This window comes from Pseudomonas sp. GD04091 (genome assembly GCF_029836165.1).
Lineage (GTDB): Bacteria > Pseudomonadota > Gammaproteobacteria > Pseudomonadales > Pseudomonadaceae > Aquipseudomonas.
This window is the reverse complement of record NZ_JAOEBG010000033.1, coordinates 15,788-37,723: the sequence shown is the minus strand read 5'-3', so window position 1 is coordinate 37,723 and position 21,936 is coordinate 15,788. Positions and strand designations below refer to the sequence as shown.

19 protein-coding genes and 1 pseudogene are annotated in these 21,936 nt (G+C 64.9%); 13 read left to right on the top strand and 7 right to left on the bottom strand.

Annotated features, from left to right (window positions below; all coding sequences use genetic code 11):
• Window positions 1-53: 53 nt before the first annotated feature.
• The 6 genes from N7422_RS25650 (at window position 54) to N7422_RS25625 (ending at window position 5,692) form a co-directional block, all read left to right on the top strand.
• Entirely contained in the window at window positions 54-491 is a 438-nt protein-coding gene (locus N7422_RS25650; RefSeq protein ID WP_279809141.1) for a MarR family transcriptional regulator, read from the top strand.
• On the top strand, window positions 488-2,575 hold the full coding sequence (locus N7422_RS25645) for an FUSC family protein (protein ID WP_279809140.1): 2,088 nt from the start codon (window positions 488-490) through the stop codon (window positions 2,573-2,575). The genes N7422_RS25650 and N7422_RS25645 overlap by 4 nt, the downstream gene beginning before the upstream one ends.
• Window positions 2,572-2,784, top strand: coding sequence for a DUF1656 domain-containing protein (locus N7422_RS25640; RefSeq protein ID WP_016392395.1), 213 nt, complete (start codon window positions 2,572-2,574; stop codon window positions 2,782-2,784). Before N7422_RS25645 ends, N7422_RS25640 begins: the two co-directional genes overlap by 4 nt.
• A complete protein-coding gene (locus N7422_RS25635; protein ID WP_279809139.1) occupies window positions 2,781-3,656 on the top strand; it encodes an HlyD family secretion protein in 876 nt (291 codons plus the stop codon). Before N7422_RS25640 ends, N7422_RS25635 begins: the two co-directional genes overlap by 4 nt.
• The gene (locus tag N7422_RS25630) at window positions 3,653-5,071 is read left to right on the top strand and encodes a TolC family protein (protein WP_279809138.1); all 1,419 of its coding nucleotides are present in this window, start codon (window positions 3,653-3,655) and stop codon (window positions 5,069-5,071) included. Before N7422_RS25635 ends, N7422_RS25630 begins: the two co-directional genes overlap by 4 nt.
• A 165-nt stretch (window positions 5,072-5,236) precedes the next feature.
• Window positions 5,237-5,692 (top strand): transposase, encoded by a 456-nt coding sequence (locus N7422_RS25625; RefSeq protein WP_279809137.1) that lies wholly within the window; start codon window positions 5,237-5,239, stop codon window positions 5,690-5,692.
• A 214-nt stretch (window positions 5,693-5,906) separates the two neighbouring features.
• Here the strand turns inward: N7422_RS25625 and N7422_RS25620 are convergent, their stop codons facing one another.
• From N7422_RS25620 to N7422_RS25605, 4 genes are read right to left on the bottom strand one after another with little or no spacing between them, the layout of a single operon-like run.
• A complete protein-coding gene (locus tag N7422_RS25620; RefSeq protein ID WP_279809136.1) occupies window positions 5,907-6,650 on the bottom strand; it encodes a penicillin-binding protein activator LpoB in 744 nt (247 codons plus the stop codon).
• Window positions 6,651-6,653: 3 nt separating this feature from the next.
• Window positions 6,654-7,241, bottom strand: a complete 588-nt coding sequence (lpoB, locus tag N7422_RS25615) for a penicillin-binding protein activator LpoB (RefSeq protein WP_279809135.1) — start codon at window positions 7,239-7,241, stop codon at window positions 6,654-6,656.
• Window positions 7,242-7,262: 21 nt separating this feature from the next.
• Window positions 7,263-7,631 carry a YcfL family protein gene (locus N7422_RS25610; protein ID WP_279809134.1) on the bottom strand — a complete coding sequence of 123 codons (369 nt, stop codon included), beginning with the start codon at window positions 7,629-7,631 and terminating at the stop codon, window positions 7,263-7,265.
• A gap of 14 nt (window positions 7,632-7,645) precedes the next feature.
• Entirely contained in the window at window positions 7,646-9,037 is a 1,392-nt protein-coding gene (locus N7422_RS25605; protein WP_279809133.1) for a hypothetical protein, read from the bottom strand.
• A gap of 207 nt (window positions 9,038-9,244) precedes the next feature.
• On the opposite strand from N7422_RS25605, the gene N7422_RS25600 reads away from it, so the two are divergent.
• Window positions 9,245-11,176: a cytochrome c/FTR1 family iron permease gene (locus N7422_RS25600; protein WP_279809132.1), complete on the top strand. Its 1,932-nt coding sequence runs from the start codon at window positions 9,245-9,247 to the stop codon at window positions 11,174-11,176.
• Window positions 11,177-11,369: 193 nt separating this feature from the next.
• A complete protein-coding gene (locus tag N7422_RS25595; protein WP_279809131.1) occupies window positions 11,370-11,822 on the top strand; it encodes a YaiI/YqxD family protein in 453 nt (150 codons plus the stop codon).
• A gap of 239 nt (window positions 11,823-12,061) precedes the next feature.
• Here the strand turns inward: N7422_RS25595 and elbB are convergent, their stop codons facing one another.
• Entirely contained in the window at window positions 12,062-12,727 is a 666-nt protein-coding gene (gene elbB, locus N7422_RS25590; protein ID WP_279809130.1) for an isoprenoid biosynthesis glyoxalase ElbB, read from the bottom strand.
• Between the two features lie 47 nt (window positions 12,728-12,774).
• Here elbB and N7422_RS25585 point away from each other — a divergent pair.
• A pseudogene (locus N7422_RS25585) lies at window positions 12,775-13,467 on the top strand (sterol desaturase family protein); the annotation flags it as partial.
• Window positions 13,468-13,968: 501 nt separating this feature from the next.
• On the opposite strand, the gene N7422_RS25580 reads toward N7422_RS25585, so the two are convergent.
• Window positions 13,969-14,613 (bottom strand): DedA family protein, encoded by a 645-nt coding sequence (locus N7422_RS25580; protein ID WP_279809129.1) that lies wholly within the window; start codon window positions 14,611-14,613, stop codon window positions 13,969-13,971.
• A 208-nt stretch (window positions 14,614-14,821) separates the two neighbouring features.
• Between N7422_RS25580 and hemB the strand changes: the two genes are divergently transcribed.
• On the top strand, window positions 14,822-15,832 hold the full coding sequence (hemB, locus tag N7422_RS25575) for a porphobilinogen synthase (protein ID WP_279809128.1): 1,011 nt from the start codon (window positions 14,822-14,824) through the stop codon (window positions 15,830-15,832).
• Between the two features lie 19 nt (window positions 15,833-15,851).
• On the top strand, window positions 15,852-18,089 hold the full coding sequence (ppk1, locus tag N7422_RS25570; RefSeq protein WP_279809127.1) for a polyphosphate kinase 1: 2,238 nt from the start codon (window positions 15,852-15,854) through the stop codon (window positions 18,087-18,089).
• 151 nt (window positions 18,090-18,240) lie between these two features.
• On the opposite strand, the gene ppx is transcribed toward ppk1, so the two are convergent.
• Complete coding sequence (ppx, locus tag N7422_RS25565) at window positions 18,241-19,743, bottom strand: exopolyphosphatase (RefSeq protein WP_279809152.1); 1,503 nt, start codon at window positions 19,741-19,743, stop codon at window positions 18,241-18,243.
• A gap of 244 nt (window positions 19,744-19,987) precedes the next feature.
• Here ppx and trxA point away from each other — a divergent pair, with 244 nt between their 5' ends.
• Complete coding sequence (trxA, locus tag N7422_RS25560) at window positions 19,988-20,317, top strand: thioredoxin TrxA (protein ID WP_279809126.1); 330 nt, start codon at window positions 19,988-19,990, stop codon at window positions 20,315-20,317.
• A 309-nt stretch (window positions 20,318-20,626) separates the two neighbouring features.
• Window positions 20,627-21,886 carry a transcription termination factor Rho gene (gene rho, locus N7422_RS25555; RefSeq protein ID WP_043212134.1) on the top strand — a complete coding sequence of 420 codons (1,260 nt, stop codon included), beginning with the start codon at window positions 20,627-20,629 and terminating at the stop codon, window positions 21,884-21,886.
• Window positions 21,887-21,936 lie beyond the last annotated feature (50 nt).

Sequence of the window (21,936 nt, the reverse complement as noted above, 5' to 3'; positions counted from 1 at the left end):
AGGGCAGGGCGTATATTGATAGTTAGCAAACTATGAATATCCTCGGTTCTCACATGTCCCTCGACGCACTGCACCTGAAAATCAGCAGCGGCATGGTCGTGGCCGCCCGGCATTGGCGTCGCCTGTGCCAGGGTGCCCTGACCGGCTACGGCATTTCCGAAGCCTGTGCGGTGCCGTTGCTGATGATCGTGCGCCTGGGTGACGGCGTGCATCAGGTGGCAGTGGCCCAGGCCGCCGGGTTGGAAAGCCCGTCGCTGGTGCGCCTGCTCGACCAGTTGTGCAAGGCCGGCCTGGTCTGTCGCAGCGAAGACCCGCTGGATCGTCGCGCCAAGGCGCTGAGCCTCACCGTCGAGGGCCGCGCCCTGGCCGAATCCATCGAAGGCGAGCTGGTGCGCCTGCGCCGGGAAGTGCTCGAGGGTATCGACCAGGCCGACCTCGAAGCCACGCTGCGGGTGATCCGCGCCTTCGAAGAGGCGGGCGTCACGCCATGAGCGGCTTCTTCAGCTCGGTGCCCCCGGCCCGCGACTGGTTCTACGGCGTGCGCACCTTCGCCGCGTCGATGATCGCCCTGTACATCGCCCTGCTGATGCAGCTGCCGCGCCCATACTGGGCCATGGCCACGGTCTACATCGTCTCCAGCCCGTTCCTCGGCCCGACCACCTCCAAGGCGCTGTACCGTGCCCTGGGTACGTTGCTGGGGACCGGCGGGGCCATCTTCCTGGTGCCACCGCTGGTGCAGTCGCCGCTGCTGCTGAGCATCGCCATCGCCCTGTGGACCGGTACCCTGCTGTTCCTCTCGCTGAACCTGCGCACGGCCAACAACTACGTGCTGATGCTGGCCGGCTATACCCTGCCGATGATCGCCCTGGCGGTGGTCGACAACCCGCTGGCGGTGTTCGACGTGGCTTCGTCCCGTGCCCAGGAAATCTGCCTGGGCATCGTCTGCGCGGCGGTGGTCGGCGCGGTGTTCTGGCCGCGCCGGCTGGCGCCGGTGGTGCTTGGCGCGGCCGACAGCTGGTTCACCGAGGCCATCCGCTACAGCGACACCTACCTCGCCCGTGGAGCCGGTGCCGACAAAGTCGGCGGCATGCGTGCCGCGATGGTCACTGCCTTCAACTCGCTGGAGCCGATGATCGGCCAGCTCGGCCACGAAGGCGCCGGGCCCCACACCTTGAAGAACGCCCGTGAACTGCGCGGGCGGATGATCCACCTGTTGCCGGTGATCGATGCCCTCGACGATGCCTTGATCGCCCTGGAGGGCCGCGCACCCGAGCAGTTCGCCCAGCTGCAACCGGTGCTCGCCGACGCCCGTGAATGGCTCGAGGGTACCGCCGACAGCGCCTCGGTGGCCCGCTGGACCGCCCTGCACGAACAGATCGATCGCCTGCAGCCCGGCGCCGCCGCCATCGACCAGCGCGCCGAGCTGTTGCTGTCCAACGCCCTCTACCGCCTGACCGAGTGGGCCGACCTCTGGCAGGACTGCTGCACCCTGCAGCACGCCCTGCGCAGGGACGACGCCACGCCGTGGCGGGCGGTCTACCGTCACTGGCGCCTGGGTCGCCTGACACCGTTCTTCGATCGCGGCCTGATGCTCTATTCGGTGTTCTCCACGGTCACCGCCATCGTCGTCGCCTGTGGCCTGTGGATCGGCCTGGGCTGGAACGACGGCGCCAGCGCGGTGATCCTCGCCGCTGTGTCGTGCAGCTTCTTCGCCGCCATGGACGACCCGGCGCCGCAGATCTACCGGTTCTTCTTCTGGACCCTGATGTCGGTGATCTTCTCCAGCCTGTACCTGTTCCTGGTGCTGCCCAACCTGCACGACTTCCCGATGCTGGTGCTGGCCTTCGCCGTGCCGTTCATCTGCATCGGCACCCTGACCGTGCAGCCGCGCTTCTACCTCGGCACCTTGCTGACCATCGTCAACACCTCGACCTTCATCAGCATCCAGGGCGCCTACGACGCCGACTTCTTCACCTTCATCAACGCCAACCTGGCTGGCCCCGTGGGCTTGCTGTTCGCCTTCATCTGGACCCTTGTCGTGCGCCCGTTCGGCGTGGAGCTGGCGGCCAAGCGCATGACCCGCTTCGCCTGGCGCGATATCGTCGAGATGACCGAGCCGGCCACGCTCGCCGAACACCGCCAGGTCGGGGTGCAGATGCTCGACCGCCTGATGCAGCACCTGCCGCGGCTGTCGCAGACCGGCCAGGACAGCGGCGTGGCCCTGCGCGACCTGCGCGTGGGCCTGAACCTGCTTGACCTGCTGGCCTACATGCCGCGTGCCGGTGTCCAGGCGCGCGAACGCCTGCGCACGGTGATCGAGGAGGTCGGCAGCCACTATGCCGCCTGCCTGCGCGCCAACCGTCGCCTGCACGCTCCGGCCGCGCTGCTGCGCAACATGGAGCGTGCACGCCAGGCGTTGAACCTGGACGAACTGTACGAACGCGGCGACGCCCGCACTCACCTGCTGCACGCCCTGAGCGGCCTGCGCCTGGCGCTGCTGCCGGGCGTCGAGGTGATGCTCGAACCCGCTGAACAAACGCAACTGCCTCCCGGCCTCGACGGAGCGCCCCTGTGATCGGTGAACTGGATATCAGCGGGGTGTTCCTGCCCACGCTGCTGGTGATGATGTTTGGCACCTACCTGCTGTTCCTCGGCGTGCACGCGGTGCTGGTGCGCCTGCATTTCTACCGCCTGGTCTGGCACCGGGCGTTGTTCAACGTTGCCCTGTATGCCGTGCTGCTTGGCGCGGTGGACCACTTTTGCCGAAGCCTGATGCTGCCATGAAAAAACCTTTGCTGACCCTGGGCCGCGTGGTCCTGACCCTGCTGGTAGTGACTTTCGCCGCCGTGCTCGTGTGGCAGATGGTGGTGTACTACATGTTCGCCCCCTGGACCCGCGACGGCCACATCCGCGCCGACGTGATCCAGATCGCCCCCGATGTGTCCGGGCTGATCCAGCAGGTGCAGGTGCGCGACAACCAGAACATCAAGCGTGGCGACGTGCTCTTCACCATCGACCAGGACCGCTTCACCCTGGCCCTGCGCCAGGCCAGGGCGACCCTGGCCGAGCGCCAGGAAACCCTGGCCCAGGCCTCTCGCGAAGCCCAGCGCAACCGCAAGCTGGGCAACCTGGTGGCGGCCGAGCAGCTGGAGGAGAGCCAGTCCCGCGAGGCCCGCGCGCGTTCGGCGGTCAACGAGGCCCAGGTGCAGGTGGACGTCGCCCAGCTCAACCTCGACCGTTCGGTGGTGCGCAGCCCGGTGGATGGCTACCTCAACGACCGCGCGCCGCGGGCCCACGAGTTCGTCAGCGCCGGCCGGCCGGTGCTGTCGGTGGTCGACAGCGCCTCGTACCACGTCGATGGCTATTTCGAAGAGACCAAGCTGGGCGGCATCCATATCGGCGACGCCGTGGACATCCGCGTGATGGGCGACAACACCCGCCTGCGCGGCCGCGTGCAGAGCCTGGCCGCCGGTATCGAGGACCGCGACCGCAGCAGCGGCGCCAACCTGCTGCCCAACGTCAACCCGGCGTTCAGCTGGGTGCGCCTGGCCCAGCGGATTCCCGTGCGGATCGCCTTCGACGAAGTGCCGGAAGACTTCCGCATGATCGCCGGGCGTACCGCCACGGTGTCGATCATCGAGGGCCAGCGCCCATGAAGCAGCTGATCCTGGCGGGGCTGTGCCTGTCCCTCGGTGCCTGCATGATGGTTGGCCCGGACTACCAGCTGCCCAAGGACGCCGCCGTGCAGCGCGGCGACCTCAATGGTCCGCTGCGCCAGGATGCCGACAGCGTGGTGTCGGCGCCGGTGCCCGAGGACTGGTGGCAGCTGTACCAGGATCAACGGCTCAACGAGCTGGTGCGCCAGGCGTTGAGCGCCAACACCGAGCTGCGCGTGGCCGCCGCCAACATCGCCAAGGCCCGTGCCCAGGTGGAGGTGGCCGAGTCCCAGGGCGGTTTCAATGGTGGCGTGAAGCTGGGTGCCCAGCGCCTGCAGGAGTCCGGCGAGGCCTTCCTGTTGCCGGAGAAAGTGCCGGTGGCCAATATCGGCGAGGCGATCATCAGCGCCAGCTACCAGTTCGACCTGTGGGGCACCTTCAAGCGCGGCACCGAAGCCGCCAAGGCCAACGCCGATGCCGTGCAGGCCGCCGCCGACACCGCGCGCATCACCCTGGTGGCCGATGTGGTCAAGGCCTACACCCAGGTGTGCTCGGCCAACGAGGAGTACCATATCGCCCGCGAGTCGCTGGACCTGCAGCAGCAGAGCGTGCAGTTGACCCAGCGCCTGCGCGACGCCGGGCGTGGCGACGAGACCCAGGTCACCCGTTCGCAGACCCAGTTCAAATCCTTGCGCGCCGAGCTGCCGCGCTTCAAGGCCGAGCGCGAGGCCGGGCTGTACACCCTCGCCGCGTTGCTGGCCAGGCCAGTCGAGCAGCTGCCTGCCGGTACCGCCGATTGCGCCGAGCTGCCGCACCTGTCGCAACTGGTGCCGGTCGGCGATGGCGCCGCCTTGCTCAAGCGCCGCCCGGATGTACGCCAGGCCGAACGCCAGCTGGCGGCGGCCACCGCCACCATCGGCGTGGCCACCGGCGCGCTGTACCCGGATATCAGCATCGGCGCCCAGGTCGGCACCATCGGCATCCTCGAGAACCTCGGCGAGCCGGCCACCAACCGTTGGGGCTTCGGCCCGCAAGTCAGCTGGAACATACCCACCAACGGCACCCGCGCGCGCATCCGCATGGCCGAGGCTTCGACCCAGGCGGCGCTGGCGCATTTCGACGGGGTGGTGCTGAACGCCATTCGCGAAACCCAGACCCGCCTGGCGCAGTACAGCGCGTTGCTGGACCGGCGCGATGCGCTGGCCGAGGCGGAGCGTTCGGCGAAGGAGTCGGCGGATCAGACGCACCTGCGCTATCAGGTGGGCCGAGAGTCGTTCCTGGCGGATCTGCAGGCCACCCGGACCTATACCGATGTACGGGCGCAGCTGGCGGCGGCCAACAGCCAGGTGGCGATGGGGCAGATCGGCGTGTTCCTGGCCTTGGGTGGCGGCTGGAAGGAGAGCGCCAGGCCCTGAGATCCCCGGGCCGCTGTGCGGCCCTTTCGCCGGCAAGCCGGCTCCCACAAAAGCTGCAGCGATCCCTGTGGGAGCCGGCCGGCGATGAAACATCAGGTGTCACTCCATTTTTCGCCTCACCCTCTGAGGTCATTAGCCTGACCTGTCATCAACAGGAGCAGGCACATGGACAGTCCTCATTCCGATCAACTCAGGCGTGGCAGGTTCTCCGAGCCTGGCAGGCTTTATCTGCTGACCAGCAAGACCTTGAACCGGGCGCCGTACCTGGTCGATCTGCGATCTGCCCGGTTGCTGATTGCGCAGTTGCGCACTGTGGAGCAAGAGGGCATCGCCCGTTCACTGGCCTGGGTTGTGATGCCTGACCATTTTCACTGGCTTGTGGAGCTTGGGGACGTGGATCTGAAAACGCTGATGCGCAGGGTCAAGTCGCGCAGTACGCGGATGATCAATGGTTATCAGAGGCGCACGGGTCGCCTGTGGCAGCAAGGCTTTCATGATCGGGCGCTGCGGCGCGAGGAAGATGTGCGGGCGGTCGCGCGCTACATTGTCATGAATCCCAAGCGGGCCGGCTTGGTTGAGAGTATCGGCGATTATCCGCATTGGGATGCCATCTGGCTTTGATTGGGTACCAGAATGGGCAGATCTCATGGTTGCCGGTGCTGGCCTCATCGCCGCCAAGCCGGCTCCCATAAAAGCTGCACCGAGCCCTGTGGGAGCCGGCTTGCCGGCGAAAGGGCTGCAGAGCAGCCCCAGCGATTTGTGCGTCACGGCTGAATCCCTGGGGCCGCTGTGCGGCCCTTTCGCGACACAAGGCCGCTCCTACAGGGATTTCGGTTTAGTTCAGCACCCGCGCCGGCTCATCCGGTGGCAGGTTGTCCCGGCCGTGTGGCTGCTTCGGCTGCCCAGGCACCGAGCCGCCCAACTGCTCGGCCAACTGCTGCGCCACATCCTCGCCCAGCGCCTTCGATACATCCCGCACCACCCGCGGACGGTTCAGCGTCACGCGGCGGTCCTGGTTTTTCACCAGCTTGGTGTCCTGCCCCTCACCCATGGCGGTGAACGCCGAGGTGATCTCGAAGGTGCGGGTGTTGATCAGGCTGAAGTCGGCGACCACGGTCAGGCCCAGCACCGCCGAGTAGCTGTCGGTGTGATCCAGCGAGTTGATGTCCTGCTGGAAGTCGATGTCCGACAGGGTGCCGAACAGCACGTAGTCGGCGCCCTTGAACGCACCGTTCTTGATGCGGCGGATCACGTCGTACACGTCTTCCTTCGCCTCGGCGGTGTAGGGGCGGCCCTGGACCAGCTGGAACAGGCCGGTCTTGAGGATCTCACCCTTGATGTCGCCCCCGAACTTGCGCAGCTCAGTCTGCTCGATATAGCTGTTGAGGCTTTCGTACTCGCTGTAGCTCGACTGGCCGCTGGCGTGGTGCATGCCGGCCTGGCCGCTGCTCTGGGCGTTGACGGTGTGGATGTACTCCTCCACCTGCGCCTGGTAGGCCAGGTCGGTCACCGCCACCTTGGGGGCCGCCTGCGCGCCGAAGGCGCAGGCCAGGCCGATGATTGCCATCCATGCACGCATCGGTCAGCGCTCCGTGGTCTTGCGGATTTCTTTTTCGTCCATCCACTCGGCCAGGCCGCTTTCCACGTCGACCAGTTGCAGGCTGAACTTGTAGAACACGTCCTTGTAGTCGCTGCTGCGCTTGACGATCGAACTGATCGAGCCTTCCAGGCGGTACTTGGCGGCGATCATGTTGCCGGTCTTGGCCACGGTCTGCTTCTTGTACAGGCCGCTCTGGTTCTGCAGCTTGAGCTGGTCGACCTGGCTCTGCATGTCGGTGTTGTCGCTGGCGAAGCGGGCGGCGCCGGACTTCATCAGCTGGGTCTTGATCGAGGTGGTGATCTCGCGGGTATCGATGTACTCGCTGGTCTTGTTCTTCACGTCGTACACCTGCACCACCGGGCGGCCGTGCAGCACGCCGGACTGGGCCAGCGAACGGGTCATGCTCTCGGCGATCATCTGCAGGTCGGTGGAACCGAATTCGTTGGTGACCAGCTCGACGGCCTTGCTGTCGCCGTAGCTGATGTTCTTGCCGCCGAGGACCGGCGACGGGGTGCTGCAGCCGCTGACCAGGACGATGGCGACAGCGGCGAGGGAAAGGCGTGCAAGCATGGAACGTGCTCCTGAAATGGGTTACCGGGTGTGGACTTCGAGGCGGAAGTCGCGGGCAGCGGAGGTCGGCGCGATGGCGGGCAGGAAACTGGCCTGCTTGCCGTACAGCGGCAGCGCCTTCCAGCTTTCCTCATCGGCCACCGGGAAACCGTCGTTGCCCAGCCAGGCGAAGCGGTAGTAGAGGGTCCGGTTGCCGCGGCTGGTGTTGCTCAGGGCCACGTTGACGGTGAGAAAACCATTTTCCCGGGCGGCACGCATCTGGCCGATTTCGATGTCATCCAGCTGGCCCATGGTGACCACCTTGCTGGCGGCGCTGCCGGGGGCGGGGGGCGGGGTGGCGCAGCCGGCCAGAAGGGCGACGGCGGCCAGGGCGAGGCATGTTCTGCGCATGTTCGATCCTTGGGTTACTTGAGACTGGCGACAGCCTGGGGCGTGGCCTGCGGGGCGACTTCGACGGCGGGGCCGCCCGCGAATACGCGGTTGCCGATCACACGCAGGTTCACCACTTGATAGGGACGATCGACCTTCACCGTCACCTGGCTGCCGCCGAGGTTCGACGGCAGGTTCAGGTGGTGCGCGCCGGGCTTGAGGCGAACCCGTGCCACCAGGGTCTCGTCGGGCAGAGTGCGCCAGGTGCGGGTGTCGGCGCCTTCGAGCACGGAGGAGGCGATGCCTACCACCAGGCCGGCCATGGGGTTGGTCTTGTTCAGGTTCTTCTGCGCCACGCCGCGGCTGATGGCGCGCACGCTGGTGCGCAGGATGATCCCCGGCATGTCGTCGCGCAGGGCACGGCGCGACATGGCGCTGGTGCTGTTGAGCGCGGTCAGGGCCAGGGCCTGGTCGTCGAGGCGGACCGCGCCCAGGGGCGCGGTGGAGGTGTCATTGCGGATGACCGGGAACGACAACGGAGTGATCACCAGGTTGTCCTGGATCGGCAGCGGCAGTGGGATGCGGATCGAGTCGCGGGCTGGAGCCAAGCCGGTCTGCAGCACGATCAGCACATCGCTTTCGTCGGCCTTGGCGCTGTTCTTGTCCAGATCGAGCAGGGCCTGCTCCAGCAGCGGTGTATTCGGGCGCAGCTCGGCGGCCTTGCGATAGCCTGGCGCGGCCAGGCCCCTCTCGCCCAGGGCTTCGTAGACATAGCCGGACAGGTAATGGCTGAAGGCGCTCTGATAACTGTTCTTCAGGCTGAGCACCTCGGGGGCGTCGAGGCTGGCGACCGGATAACCCTGCAGGTCCTTGTACTCGGTCCTGATACCTTCCTTCTCGGCCTCTTCCTCGCGCTTGAGGTATTCCTTGTCGCGCAGGTCGGCAATGATCGCCTCGCGCTCGTGGGTCTTCTTGATCTCGGTACGGGCGCCGTCGAAATCGTTTTGCGCCAGCAGGTTCAGGGCCATCTGCGTGGTCAGCATGACCTTTTCGTAGTCGTAGCCTTCATAGCGGCGGACCTTGTCGTTGACCAGGTAGCTGCCGAACTGGCTCAGGTACTTGTCGGTGTCGAGCCTGACCGACTCTTCCCACTGGAACACTACGCTGTCGGCCGAGCGCCAGGCGTCCTGGCTGCCCTTGAGGTCGCCCTTGGAGCGCAGCAGCTCGCCTTTTTCAAAGTAATAGAGCAGGTCTTTGTGCTCACCCTTGTTGTTGTTCTCCAGCAGGGCGAGCGCCGCGTCGACGTTGCCGGCGGCCAACTGCATGTTGGTCTCCTGCAGTTCGCTGTCGTAGTTGCGCAAAATCGAACAACCGGTCAGTTGCACGGCGGCGACCAGGGTCGCGAGGGTCAAGGCACGGGATAACATCGGACTACTGCTTTCCATGAAACAGTTGAGACGCTGGGGGGGGCTGGATTATATCCAAAGTAGTAGCGTAGTGATGGCTAATTGATTCGCATTTTTGTGTGGATCACTCGTGGAAAATTCGCGCCGATGCCTGGCCAGCCAAATTGTCGCAAGATTTTTCATGAAATCTGCCCGCCAGCCTTGAGCGATGGAGAGTGGAAGTGAACAATGTTCGCTTTCGTATTTCCGTCGAGATTGGCCATGATTTCCCGTTCCCGTCTGCTTGCCCTGGTGCTTGGCCCGGTGCTGGCGCTGTGCAGCTCCCTGACGCTGGCCGAAGCCCCCGCCGATGCGACCAAGGCGTTGCACCTGCTGGACTACATCGGCGCCGATTACCCGCCCACCGTGCGCGACGGCAAGGTGGTGGACGACGGGGAATACCGCGAGCAGCAGGAGTTCAGCGGTGTGCTGGCCGAGCTGATCAAGGGGTTGCCCGACCATGCCGAGCGCGGCGCGCTGGAACAGGGCGTGCAGCGCCTGCGCCAGGCCATCGACCAGCGTCAGGAGGGTGCGGGTGTCGCTCGCCAGGCTCGCCAGCTCGGCGCCCGTCTGGCAGTGGCCTACGAGGTCAGCCAGGCGCCGGTGATCACCCCCGACCCGGCCCGTGGCGCCTCGTTGTATGCGCAGAACTGCTCGATCTGCCATGGTGACACCGGCCTGGGCGATGGTCCGGCAGGCGTGGGCCTGGAGCCTGCGCCGGCCAACCTGCGCGATGCCGAACGCCTGGATCAGCTGAGCCTGTTCGACCTGTACAACACCCTCGGCCTGGGCATCGAAGGCACCGAGATGCCCTCGTTCGCCGATCAGCTCGACGAGCGCCAGCGCTGGGACGTGGCGGCCTACATCGCCAGCTTCACCGCCGACCCGCAGGCGGCCAAGGGCGACAAGACCTGGAACCTCGCCGACCTGGCCCGCCAGACCCCAGCCGAAGTGGCCGCCAGCGAAGGCGCTGGCGCCGTGGCCGCGTTCCGCGCTCAGCGTGCCCAGCCGCCGCAGGTCAAGCGCGGTCCGGCGCAATTGCTCGAGTACACCTCCAGCACGCTGGACAAGAGCCTGGCGGCTTACCGCGCCGGTGACCACGACCAGGCCTACGACCTGTCGGTGGCGGCGTACCTGGAAGGCTTCGAGCTGGTGGAGAGCTCCCTCGACAACATCGATACCCAGGCCCGCAAGGACACTGAGAAGTCGCTGATGGCCTACCGTCAGTCGTTGCAGGACGGCCTGCCGGTGGCTCAGGCCGAGCAACGTCTGGCCGAAGCCAAGACCAAGCTGGATGAGGCCGCCAAGCTGCTGGGCAGCGATGGCCTGAGCTGGTCGCTGAGCTACATCTCCGGTCTGTTGATCCTGCTGCGCGAAGGACTCGAAGCGATCCTGGTGCTGGCGGCGATCCTCGCCTTCCTGCGCAATACCGGCCAGCAGTCGGCGGTGCGCAGCGTCAACATCGGTTGGGGCCTGGCGCTGGTCGCCGGCTTCGCCACCTGGGCCCTGGCGGCCTATGTGATCGACGTGGGCGGGGCCCAGCGCGAGTTGCTGGAAGGCTGCACGGCGCTGTTCGCCGCAGTGATGGTGCTGTGGCTCGGCGTGTGGATGCACGACCGCCGCCACGCCGCCGCCTGGCAGGACTACATCAAGAGCAGCCTGGTCAGTGGCGGCGGGCGTTTCGGCTTTGCCGTGCTGGCGTTCTTCTCGGTGTACCGCGAGCTGTTCGAGGTGATCCTGTTCTACGAGACCCTGTGGCTGCAGGCCGGCCCGGCGGGGCACCAGGCGGTGCTGGCGGGCGGAGCCACGGCGCTGGTGCTGCTGGTGGGCCTGGCCTGGGTGATCCTGCGCGGTTCGGCCAAGCTGCCGCTGTCGCTGTTCTTCAGCATCAACGCGGCTCTGCTGTGCGCGCTGTCGGTGGTGTTCGCCGGGCATGGCGTCAAGGCGCTGCAGGAGGCCGGTGTGCTCGGCACGCGGCCGGTGGCGTTCTTCGAGTTCGACTGGCTGGGGATCCACGCCGATGCCTACTCGCTGGCCGCGCAGGCGGTGGCGTTGCTGGCGATCGTGTTCCTCTATGGGCGCAGCCGGCTGGCCGAGAAGCGCCGGGCGGCGGCCAACTGATCATTAGAGTGGGGCCGCTATGCGGCCCATCGCGACGCAAGGCCGCTCCCACAGTAATCGTGTCTACCCAAGGCCTTGTGTTGCCCCAGTGCAAGACAGTTGCCCCCACAGGCATACTGGCAACTCTGTGGGAGCGGCCTTGTGTCGCGAAAGGAGGGCACAGCCCTCCCAGCTTTGCGAGGATACGAAAGCAATGCGTATATGGATCGATGCCGACGCCTGCCCCAAGGCGGCCAAGGACCTGATCGTCAAGTTCGCCCTCAAGCGCAAGCTGGAGGTGGTGATGGTCGCCGGCCAGCCGCAGATCAAGCCGGCTTTCGCCTGCGTACGGCTGATCGTGGTGCCCAGCGGCATGGACGCGGCCGATGACTACCTGGTGGAAAACGCCGTACCGGGCGAACTGGTGATCTGCAGTGACGTGCCGCTGGCCGATCGCCTGATCAAGAAGGGCGTGGCGGCGCTGGACCCGCGTGGGCGCGAGTTCGACGAGCGCAACATGGGCGAGCGCCTGGCGGTGCGCAACCTGTTCACCGAGCTGCGCGAGCAGGGGCAGGTGGGCGGCGGACAGGCGCCCTATGGCGAGCGGGAGAAGCAGGCGTTCGCCAATGCGCTGGACCGGATCCTGACCCGGCTGTCCAAAGCCTGACGCTACCCGGAAGCATTCGCCAAGCTTGTGGGAGCGGCCTTGTGTCGCGATGGGGCGCGTAGCGGCCCCAGGATCTCGGCATCATGCAAAATCGCCGGGGCTGCTACGCAGCCCATCGCGACACAAGGCCGCTCCCACAGGGACCGCAGCGGCCATGGGTCTGCGCTTTACCTGTAGGAGCCAGCTTGCCGGCGATGAGGCCGGTAAGCACAAGACAGTTGTCCCTACACCAGCGTTTATCAGTCGTTCTTGTGGGTCAGCTCCAGCACCCGGTCCACCAGCTTGTAGATGCCGCCCGCCGCTTCGCTGATCGACTTGGCCAGCATGTACGCCGGAGTTGTCACCAGCTTGCGCTGGGTATCCTCGACGATGTCGTGCACATCGCATTCCTCATGGGTACCGCCCATCTTCACCACCGCGGCGCTGGTGCCGGCATCGTTGCCAATGGTGCAGACCACGCCCGGCCCGTAGATCTTCGCCGCCAGGGCTGGCGAGATGCAGATCAGGCCGACCGGCTTGCAGGCATCGGCGAAGGCCTCGGCCAAGGCCAGCACGTCCGGCTGCACGCTGCAGTTGGCACCCTCGACGGCAAAGTTGGACAGGTTCTTCGCCGCGCCGAAGCCACCCGGGACGATCAGGGCATCGAAGTCCTCGACCTTGGCTTCACGAATATCCTTCACTTCACCCCGGGCAATGCGCGCCGACTCCACCAGCACATTGCGCGATTCGGGCATTTGTTCACCGGTCAGGTGATCGATCACATGCATCTGCGCGATGTTCGGCGCGAAGCACTGCACCTGGGCGCCACGCTGGTCGAGGCGCAGCAGGGTGATCACGCTCTCGTGGATTTCGGCGCCGTCGTACACGCCGCAACCGGACAGAATCACCGCAACTTTTTTCGTCATGCTCAATACTCCAGTGTCGAGGCGCTAAATGTCCTCTAGTTTGGCAGATGTATCCATGGGATTTGCCCCCTGGCCGGCCTAATCTTCGTGGACAACCCTGGAGGTGGCCGTTCATGGACCTGATTCTGCTGGCCGTGCCGTTCTTCTTCGTGCTGATCGCGGCGGAGCTGATCGCCGATCGCGTGCGCGGGCGGCGCAACTACCAGCTTGCCGACTCGATCAACAGCCTCAGCACCGGCGCGCTGTCCACCAGCACTGGCCTGCTGACCAAGGGCGTGGGGCTGGTGACCTACGCGGTGGCGTGGGAACACCTGGCCGTACTGCGGTTGCCGGCGGATGCCTGGTGGGTGTGGGTGGTCGCTTTCGTGCTCTACGACCTTTGCTACTACTGGCTGCACCGTCTGGGCCACGAGCGCAATGTGCTGTGGGCGGCGCATTCGGTGCACCACCAGAGTGAGGAGTACAACCTCACCACGGCCCTGCGCCAGACCAGCAGCGGCTTCATCTTCTCGTGGATCTTCTACCTGCCGCTGGCGCTGCTGGGCGTGCCGCCGCTGGTGTTCATCACCGTGGCGTCGCTGAACCTGCTGTATCAGTTCTGGGTCCACACCCGTCACGTGCCCAAGTTGGGCTGGCTCGAGTGGGTCTTCATCACGCCGTCCAACCATCGCGTCCACCATGCGCAGAATCCTCTGTACTTGGATCGCAACTATGGCGGGGTGTTCATAATCTGGGACCGGCTGTTCGGCACCTTCCAGGAAGAGGACGAGCGCGAGCCGGTGATCTTCGGCGTGACCACGCCACTGGCCAGCTGGAACCCGCTGTGGGCCAACGTGCAGTTCTATGCGCAATTGTGGAGCGATGCCCGGCGCGCCGACAGCTGGTGGGACAAGCTGCGCATCTGGTTCATGCCCACCGGCTGGCGCCCGGCGGATGTAGCCGCGGCTTATCCACAGGCCAAGCAGGACCTGGCCGCGTTTCGCAAGTTCGCGATCCCGCTGGGTGGCGCGCAGCAGCTGTACGTGACGGCGCAGTTCGTGGTCTACGTGGCGCTGGGCAGTTACCTGATGGAGGTGGCGGAGCAGGTGCCGGCCGCGGCCCTGACGATGGGCTGGTCGGTGATGGCGTTCGGTTTGTTCGTGCTGGGTGCGACGCTGGAGGATCGACCCTGGGCAGGGCGCCTGGAGCTGGCGCGCCTGCTGTCGAATGTGCCGGCGCTGTATCTGGCCGGCGCGCTTGGATTAACGCTGGTCACGCCCACGTTCTGGGTGCTGCTCCTGGGTTACAGCCTGCTCAGCCTCGGCGGCCTGGCCTGCTGCCGCCGCGCGACGCTCGGCGCGGCTGTTGCGAAAGCGCCGGCGCAGCCAGAGCAGCAGGCCCAGCACCAGCAGGCCACCGAGCACCCATAGCTCGTATTTCTTGATGCTGCCCAGCATGCCTTCGAGGATGGCGCCGAAGTGGTAGGCGGCCAGGCCCAAGGCCAGGGCCCAGACCGCGGCGCCGATGCCATTGAGCAGCAGGTAGCGGCGCGGTGGATAGCCCGACAGGCCGATGGCCACCGGCATCACGGTGCGCAGGCCGTAGACGAAGCGGAAGCTCAGCACCCAGATGTCCGGATGGCGGCGGATATGCTCCAGCGCCCGGTCGCCCATCGCCTGCCAGCGAGGCTTGCGGGCGAGGATCTTGCGCCCGTGACGTCGGCCCATGAAGTACCACAGCTGGTCACCGGCATAGCTGCCGCAGAAGGCCACCAGGACCACCAGCTTGATATCCATGTATTCGCGGAACGCAAGAAATCCCGCGAGCACGAGGATGGTCTCGCCTTCGAAGAACGTGCCGAGAAAAAGGGCAAAGTAGCCGAAATCGTTCAGGAATTGTTGAAGCATTTTCAGGCGTGCTGGCGAAATGAACGCGCAGCCTACCCCTTCGGGCGCGTTCGGGAAAGTGTCCAAATGTGTCTCGACGTGAAGATCCCGTGCACGGACAATGGCTGCGGCCACAAGTCGCAGGGTTGCCCTCGGGTGTAACACAGGCGTCATAATGGCCGCTTATAACTGTCGCGCTAGCCCGCCTGCGCGGGCTCAGGAGTCTGCCGTGAGCTTTACCCCCGCCAATCGTCTGTTTCCTGCCACCCGTCTGCGTCGCAACCGTCGTGACGAATTTTCCCGTCGCCTGGTTCGCGAAAACACCCTGACCGTCGATGACCTGATCCTCCCGGTGTTCGTGCTGGACGGCGAGAACCGCCGTGAAGAGGTACCGTCCATGCCAGGCGTCGAGCGCCTGTCGATCGACCTGCTGCTGGAGGCCGCGCAGGGCTGGGTGGCGCTGGGTATCCCGGCGCTGGCGCTGTTCCCGGTGACCCCGACCGAGAAGAAATCCCTGGACGGCGCCGAAGCCTGGAATCCGGACGGCATCGCCCAGCGCGCCACTCGCGCCCTGCGTGCGCGCTTCCCGGAGCTGGGCGTGATCACCGATGTGGCGCTGGACCCGTTCACCACCCATGGGCAGGACGGCATCCTCGATGAAGAGGGGTACGTGCAGAACGACATCACCGTCGATGCGCTGGTGCGTCAGGCCCTGTCCCACGCCGAGGCCGGCGCCCAGGTCGTCGCGCCTTCGGACATGATGGACGGCCGCCTCGGCGCGATCCGCGAAGCCCTGGAAGAAGCCGGCCACGTCAACGTGCGCATCATGGCCTACTCGGCGAAGTACGCCAGCGCCTACTATGGCCCGTTCCGTGATGCCGTCGGCTCGGCGCTGAACCTGGGCAAGGCCAACAAGGCCTCCTACCAGATGGACCCGGCCAACAGCGACGAGGCCCTGCACGAAGTGGCCACCGACCTCGCCGAAGGCGCCGACATGGTCATGGTCAAGCCAGGCATGCCCTACCTGGACATCGTTCACCGGGTGAAGACCGAGTTCAAGGTGCCGACTTTCGCTTATCAGGTGAGCGGCGAGTACGCCATGCACATGGCCGCGATCCAGAACGGCTGGCTCAGCGAGGCCGTGATCCTCGAATCCCTCACCGCATTCAAAAGGGCAGGCGCCGATGGCATCCTGACCTATTTCGCCGTGCGTGCCGCGCAATTGATGAGAGGGCAGTAACGCTCTCCAGGAACGTCAGATGAATAACGAAGTGCTCAACCCTGTCGCGATCAAGGATGCCCAGGCCGTGCCCGAAGAGATGGTGCAGACCCCGCCCGACCTGCCGGTGGTCCCCGAACCGGTGGCGGAAACCGTCGCGCCTGCGCCTGCGCCGGCCCCGGTTCCGGCGATCGCCGTGCCGAGCCTGGACGACAGCAGCCTGTACATTCATCGCGAGCTCTCGCAGCTGCAGTTCAACATCCGTGTGCTGGAGCAGGCGCTGGACGAGTCCTACCCGCTGCTCGAGCGCCTGAAGTTCCTGCTGATCTTCTCCAGCAACCTGGACGAGTTCTTCGAGATTCGCGTGGCGGGCCTGAAGAAGCAGATCAACTTCGCCCGTGAACAGGCCGGCGCCGACGGCCTGCAGCCGCACCAGGCGCTGGCGCGGATCAGCGAGCTGGTGCACAGCGAGGTGGATCGCCAGTACGCGATCCTCAACGACGTGCTGCTGCCGGAGCTGGAGAAACACCAGATCCGCTTCATTCGCCGCCGTTACTGGACGCCCAAGCTCAAGACCTGGGTGCGCCGGTTCTTCCGCGACGAGATCGCGCCGATCATCACCCCGATCGGCCTCGATCCGACCCACCCGTTCCCGCTGCTGGTGAACAAGAGCCTGAACTTCATCGTCGAGCTCGAGGGTGTCGACGCCTTTGGCCGTGATTCGGGCCTGGCGATCATTCCGGCGCCGCGCCTGCTGCCGCGGGTGATTCGCGTGCCGGAGGAGGTCGGTGGCCCCGGCGACAACTACGTGTTCCTGTCGTCGATGATCCACGCTCACGCCGATGACCTGTTCCAGGGCATGAAGGTCAAGGGCTGCTACCAGTTCCGCCTGACCCGCAACGCCGACCTGGCGCTGGACTCCGAGGAAGTCGACGACCTGGCCCGCGCCCTGCGCGGTGAATTGTTCTCGCGCCGCTACGGCGACGCTGTGCGCCTGGAAGTGGCCGACACCTGTCCGAAACACCTGTCGGACTACCTGCTCAAGCAGTTCAGCCTGAGCGAGAGCGAGCTGTACCAGGTCAACGGTCCGGTCAACCTGACCCGCCTGTTCAGCATCACCGGCCTCGACAGCCACCCGGAGCTGCAATACACACCGTTCACTCCGGCGATCCCCAAGCTGCTGCAGAACGCCGACAACATCTTCAGCGTGATCGGCAAGCAGGACGTGCTGCTGATGCACCCGTTCGAGTCGTTCACCCCGGTGATCGACCTGCTGCGTCAGGCCGCCAAGGATCCGCATGTACTCGCGGTGCGCCAGACGCTGTACCGCTCCGGCGCCAACTCGGAGATCGTCGATGCGCTGGTGGACGCGGCGCGTAACGGCAAGGAAGTCACCGCGGTGATCGAGTTGCGCGCACGCTTCGACGAAGAGTCCAACCTGCAGCTGGCCAGCCGCCTGCAGGCTGCCGGCGCGGTGGTGATCTATGGCGTGGTGGGGTTCAAGACCCACGCCAAGATGATGCTGATCCTGCGTCGCGAGCAGGGCGAGATCGTCCGTTACGCGCACCTGGGCACCGGTAACTACCACGCCGGCAACGCCCGCCTGTACACCGACTACAGCCTGCTGACCTCCGACGACGCCCTCACCGAGGACGTCGGCAAACTGTTCAGCCAGTTGATCGGCATGGGCAAGACCCTGCGCATGAAGAAGCTGCTGCACGCCCCCTTCACCCTGAAGAAGGGCATGCTCGACATGATCGCCCGGGAGACCCAGTTTGCTCTGGAAGGCAAGCCGGCGCACATCATCGCCAAGTTCAACTCGCTGACCGACGCGAAGATCATCAAGGCGCTGTACAAGGCCAGCCAGTCGGGGGTGCGCATCGACCTGGTGGTGCGTGGCATGTGCTGCCTGCGTCCGGGTATTCCGGGGGTGTCGCACAACATCCACGTGCGCTCGATCATCGGCCGCTTCCTCGAGCACACCCGGGTGTTCTATTTCCTCAATGGCGGCGAGGAGCAGATCTACCTGTCCAGCGCCGACTGGATGGAGCGCAATCTCGACAAGCGCGTCGAGACCTGCTTCCCGGTGGAGGGCAAGAAACTGTTGCTGCGGGTGAAGAAGGAGCTGGAGGGTTATCTCACCGACAATACCCAGGCCTGGACCCTGCAACCGGACGGGCGCTACGTGCGCAGCACGCCGACCGGCAACCAGAACCCGCGCAGTGCGCAGGCAACCCTGCTGGAGCGCCTGAGCAATCCGGTGCTTAACGTCCGGTAGTACCGACATCGGGGGCCGCTTTGCGGCCCTTTCGCGACACAAGGCCGCTCCCACAGGTGATCGCATTTCCCTGTGGGAGCGGCCTTGTGTCGCGAAAGGAACGCAAAGCGCCCCCAGGCAGCCTCAAGCCAAACGGCGACCCCGGGCCGCGTCAGCGTACGCTCAGCACAAACCCAACCCGCGCCAGCCACTCCGCCTCGTTGGCGAAATCGGCCTGGGTCAGCTGGTTCTGCTCCAGCCAGCCTTCCGGGAAGACCACTTCCAGGCTGTTGTCACCTGCCTGCAGCACCACCTTCGGCATCTGCTGGGTGCCACGGATGTGGTGGAACAGGATGGCGAAGCGCAGCAGCACGCACAGACGCAGCAGCTTGGTCCCTTCGTCGCCGAGCTCGGCGAACTTTTCCCTGGGGATATTGCGGCGATGGCCGCGCACCAGCAGGGCCATCATCTGCTGATCTTCGCGGGAGAAGCCTGACAGGTCGGAGTGCTCGATCAGGTAGGCGCCGTGCTTGTGATAGTGATAGTGAGCGATGTCCAGGCCGATTTCATGGACTTTCGCTGCCCATCCCAGAAGATCGCGCCAGTTTCCGTCTTCCAGATCCCAGGCCTTGGCCACCTGGTCGAAGGCATGCAGCGCCTTGCGTTCGACCCGCGCGGCCTGCCCCTGATCGACGTGATAACGCTCCATCAGCGAGTTGAGGGTGCGTTCACGCACGTCTTCGTGATGGTGGCGGCCCAGCAGGTCGAACAGCACGCCTTCGCGCAGGGCGCCGTCGCAATGGTCCATGCGCTGCAGTTCCAGGGCGTCGAAGATCGCTTCGAGAATGGCCAGGCCGGCGGGGAAGATCGCCCGGCGGTCGGGCTTGACGCCGTCGAAGTCGATCTTGTCGGTTTCCCCCAGCTTGAACAGCTTGCGCTTGATCGTCGCCAGGCCCTCGGCGTTGACCTCGCCACTGCCTTGCCCGATGGACTTGATCGCCGCGCCAATGGCACGAATGGTCCCGGATGAGCCGATGGCCTCGTCCCAGGTCAGGCGGTGCAGGGCGTTTTCGATGCTCATCAGCTCCAGGCGCGCGGCGGTATAGGCCTGGGCGTAGCGGGCCGGGGTGATCTTGCCGTCGCGGAAGTAGCGCTGGGTGAAACTGACGCAGCCCATCTGCAGGCTTTCGCGCAGCAACGGCTCGAAGCGCTGGCCGATGATGAACTCGGTGCTGCCGCCGCCGATGTCCGCGACCAGGCGCTTGCCGGGATTGTCGGCCAGGGTGTGGGACACGCCCAGGTAGATCAGGCGCGCCTCTTCACGGCCGGAGATGACTTCCACCGGGTGGCCGAGGATGGCTTCGGCGCGCTGGATGAATTCGTTGCGGTTGCGGGCTTCGCGCAGGGCGTTGGTGCCGACGATGCGCACCGAGCCTTGCGGCATGCCGTTGATCAGCTGGGCGAAGCGCTTGAGGCATTCCAGCCCGCGTTGCATGGCGTCTTCGCTGAGCAGGCGTTCGTCGTTGATGCCGGCGGCGAGCTGAACCTTTTCTCCAAGCCTTTCAAGTATGCGGATTTCCGTGTGATGGGCCTTGGCCACGACCATGTGGAAGCTGTTGGAGCCCAGGTCGATGGCGGCGATCAGAGACAGGTTCTTCGCGGTGGTATGCGGCATGGTCTGGAGGTTCTCGGTCGTTAACCCGGCAATCGTGCCACGATCGCGGCCATACGCCAACGCGCGGCACTGCGAGGCTTGATGCATGGCAATGTCATAGCAATGTTATGACCGCGACATGACAGTTTCGATTCGTGGCGTCTTGCACAACTATAGTTACACTCAATCAGCTGTGGCTTCCTGTCGCGCCAGGGTGCGGCTATGATGGGCAACGTTTTTTTGTGCTTACGACCTGGAGATATCCATGAGCAGCGATCTTATCAAACATGTCAGCGACGCCAGCTTCGAAGCCGACGTACTCAAGGCTGAAGGCGCGGTGCTGGTCGACTACTGGGCCGAATGGTGTGGCCCATGCAAGATGATCGCTCCGGTACTGGACGACATCGCCGCTGAATACCAGGGCAAGGTGACCATCGCCAAGCTGAACATCGACGAGAACCAGGAAACCCCGGCCAAGCACGGCGTGCGTGGTATCCCGACGCTGATGCTGTTCAAGAACGGCAACGTCGAGGCCACCAAGGTCGGCGCGTTGTCCAAGTCGCAGCTGAAAGCGTTCCTCGACGCCAGCCTGTGATGTGATGAAGCCCCGCAGATGCGGGGCTTTTCTTTATCTGCCATAGGCATTTTCCTCGAGGGCTGGCGAGCCCCGGTATCACGCCCATCCGGACGGATAGCCCCGGAAAACGCTGGCCAAAACCACTAGACGTCGAAAAATGCAAGTGTTACATTCGGCCTCGCACTGCTTCTCCAGTGCCCTCTGCACGCCGTCGCCGAAGCATCCCTAATTCGAATCAGTACGCGATCCTGTCGCCATCTAGCGGCGCGGCCTCATTAAGCCAACGCTTAATTTCTCCCTTCCTTACATGATTACGTCACTCCCCTTATGAACCTGACAGAACTCAAGCAAAAGCCGATTACCGATCTTTTGGAAATGGCCGAACAGATGGGCATCGAAAACATGGCCCGTTCGCGCAAACAGGACGTGATTTTCGCCCTGCTGAAAAAGCATGCGAAAAGCGGCGAAGAGATCTCGGGTGACGGCGTGCTGGAGATTCTCCAGGATGGTTTCGGTTTCCTGCGTTCGGCGGATGCCTCTTACCTGGCCGGCCCTGACGACATCTACGTTTCGCCTAGCCAGATCCGCCGTTTCAACCTGCGCACCGGCGACACCATCGTCGGCAAGATCCGTCCACCGAAGGAAGGCGAGCGTTACTTCGCCCTGCTGAAGGTCGATACCATCAACTTCGACCGCCCGGAAAACGCGAAGAACAAGATCCTGTTCGAAAACCTGACGCCGCTGTTCCCCAACGAGCGCCTGAAGATGGAAGCCGGCAACGGTTCCACCGAGGACCTCACCGGCCGTGTCATCGACCTCTGCGCCCCGATCGGCAAAGGCCAGCGTGGCCTGATCGTTGCTCCGCCGAAAGCGGGTAAGACGATCATGCTGCAGAACATCGCGGCCAACATCACCCGCAACAACCCTGAGTGCCACCTGATCGTCCTGCTGATCGACGAGCGCCCGGAAGAAGTGACCGAGATGCAGCGCACCGTGCGCGGCGAAGTGGTCGCCTCGACCTTCGACGAGCCGCCGACCCGCCACGTGCAGGTTGCCGAGATGGTCATCGAGAAGGCCAAGCGCCTGGTCGAGCACAAGAAGGATGTGGTCATCCTGCTCGACTCCATCACTCGTCTGGCCCGTGCCTACAACACCGTGATCCCGAGCTCCGGCAAGGTGCTGACCGGTGGTGTCGACGCCCACGCCCTGGAGAAGCCGAAGCGTTTCTTCGGTGCCGCTCGTAACATCGAGGAAGGCGGTTCGCTGACCATCATCGCCACCGCGCTGGTCGAGACCGGCTCGAAGATGGACGAAGTGATCTACGAAGAGTTCAAGGGCACCGGCAACATGGAGCTGCCACTGGACCGCCGCATTGCCGAGAAGCGTGTGTTCCCGGCCATCAACATCAACAAGTCCGGTACCCGTCGCGAAGAGCTGCTGACCGCCGACGACGAGCTGCAGCGCATGTGGATCCTGCGCAAGCTGCTGCACCCGATGGACGAAGTTGCCGCCATCGAGTTCCTGGTCGACAAGCTCAAGCAGACCAAGACCAACGACGAGTTCTTCCTGTCGATGAAGCGCAAGTAAGCATTTCAGGCTGGAACTGATTGGGGCTGCTCCGCAGCCCATCGCGACAC

Bases quoted from the DNA above. Each gene is read 5' to 3' on its own strand.
- N7422_RS25650 (WP_279809141.1), top strand. From the start codon at position 54: ATGTCCCTCGACGCACTGCACCTGAAAATCAGCAGCGGCATGGTCGTG.
- N7422_RS25645 (WP_279809140.1), top strand. From the start codon at position 488: ATGAGCGGCTTCTTCAGCTCGGTGCCCCCGGCCCGCGACTGGTTCTAC.
- N7422_RS25635 (WP_279809139.1), top strand. From the start codon at position 2,781: ATGAAAAAACCTTTGCTGACCCTGGGCCGCGTGGTCCTGACCCTGCTG.
- N7422_RS25630 (WP_279809138.1), top strand. From the start codon at position 3,653: ATGAAGCAGCTGATCCTGGCGGGGCTGTGCCTGTCCCTCGGTGCCTGC.
- N7422_RS25625 (WP_279809137.1), top strand. From the start codon at position 5,237: ATGGACAGTCCTCATTCCGATCAACTCAGGCGTGGCAGGTTCTCCGAG.
- N7422_RS25620 (WP_279809136.1), bottom strand. From the start codon at position 6,650: ATGCGTGCATGGATGGCAATCATCGGCCTGGCCTGCGCCTTCGGCGCG.
- lpoB (WP_279809135.1), bottom strand. From the start codon at position 7,241: ATGCTTGCACGCCTTTCCCTCGCCGCTGTCGCCATCGTCCTGGTCAGC.
- N7422_RS25610 (WP_279809134.1), bottom strand. From the start codon at position 7,631: ATGCGCAGAACATGCCTCGCCCTGGCCGCCGTCGCCCTTCTGGCCGGC.
- N7422_RS25605 (WP_279809133.1), bottom strand. From the start codon at position 9,037: ATGTTATCCCGTGCCTTGACCCTCGCGACCCTGGTCGCCGCCGTGCAA.
- N7422_RS25600 (WP_279809132.1), top strand. From the start codon at position 9,245: ATGTTCGCTTTCGTATTTCCGTCGAGATTGGCCATGATTTCCCGTTCC.
- N7422_RS25595 (WP_279809131.1), top strand. From the start codon at position 11,370: ATGCGTATATGGATCGATGCCGACGCCTGCCCCAAGGCGGCCAAGGAC.
- elbB (WP_279809130.1), bottom strand. From the start codon at position 12,727: ATGACGAAAAAAGTTGCGGTGATTCTGTCCGGTTGCGGCGTGTACGAC.
- N7422_RS25580 (WP_279809129.1), bottom strand. From the start codon at position 14,613: ATGCTTCAACAATTCCTGAACGATTTCGGCTACTTTGCCCTTTTTCTC.
- ppk1 (WP_279809127.1), top strand. From the start codon at position 15,852: ATGAATAACGAAGTGCTCAACCCTGTCGCGATCAAGGATGCCCAGGCC.
- ppx (WP_279809152.1), bottom strand. From the start codon at position 19,743: ATGCCGCATACCACCGCGAAGAACCTGTCTCTGATCGCCGCCATCGAC.
- trxA (WP_279809126.1), top strand. From the start codon at position 19,988: ATGAGCAGCGATCTTATCAAACATGTCAGCGACGCCAGCTTCGAAGCC.
- rho (WP_043212134.1), top strand. From the start codon at position 20,627: ATGAACCTGACAGAACTCAAGCAAAAGCCGATTACCGATCTTTTGGAA.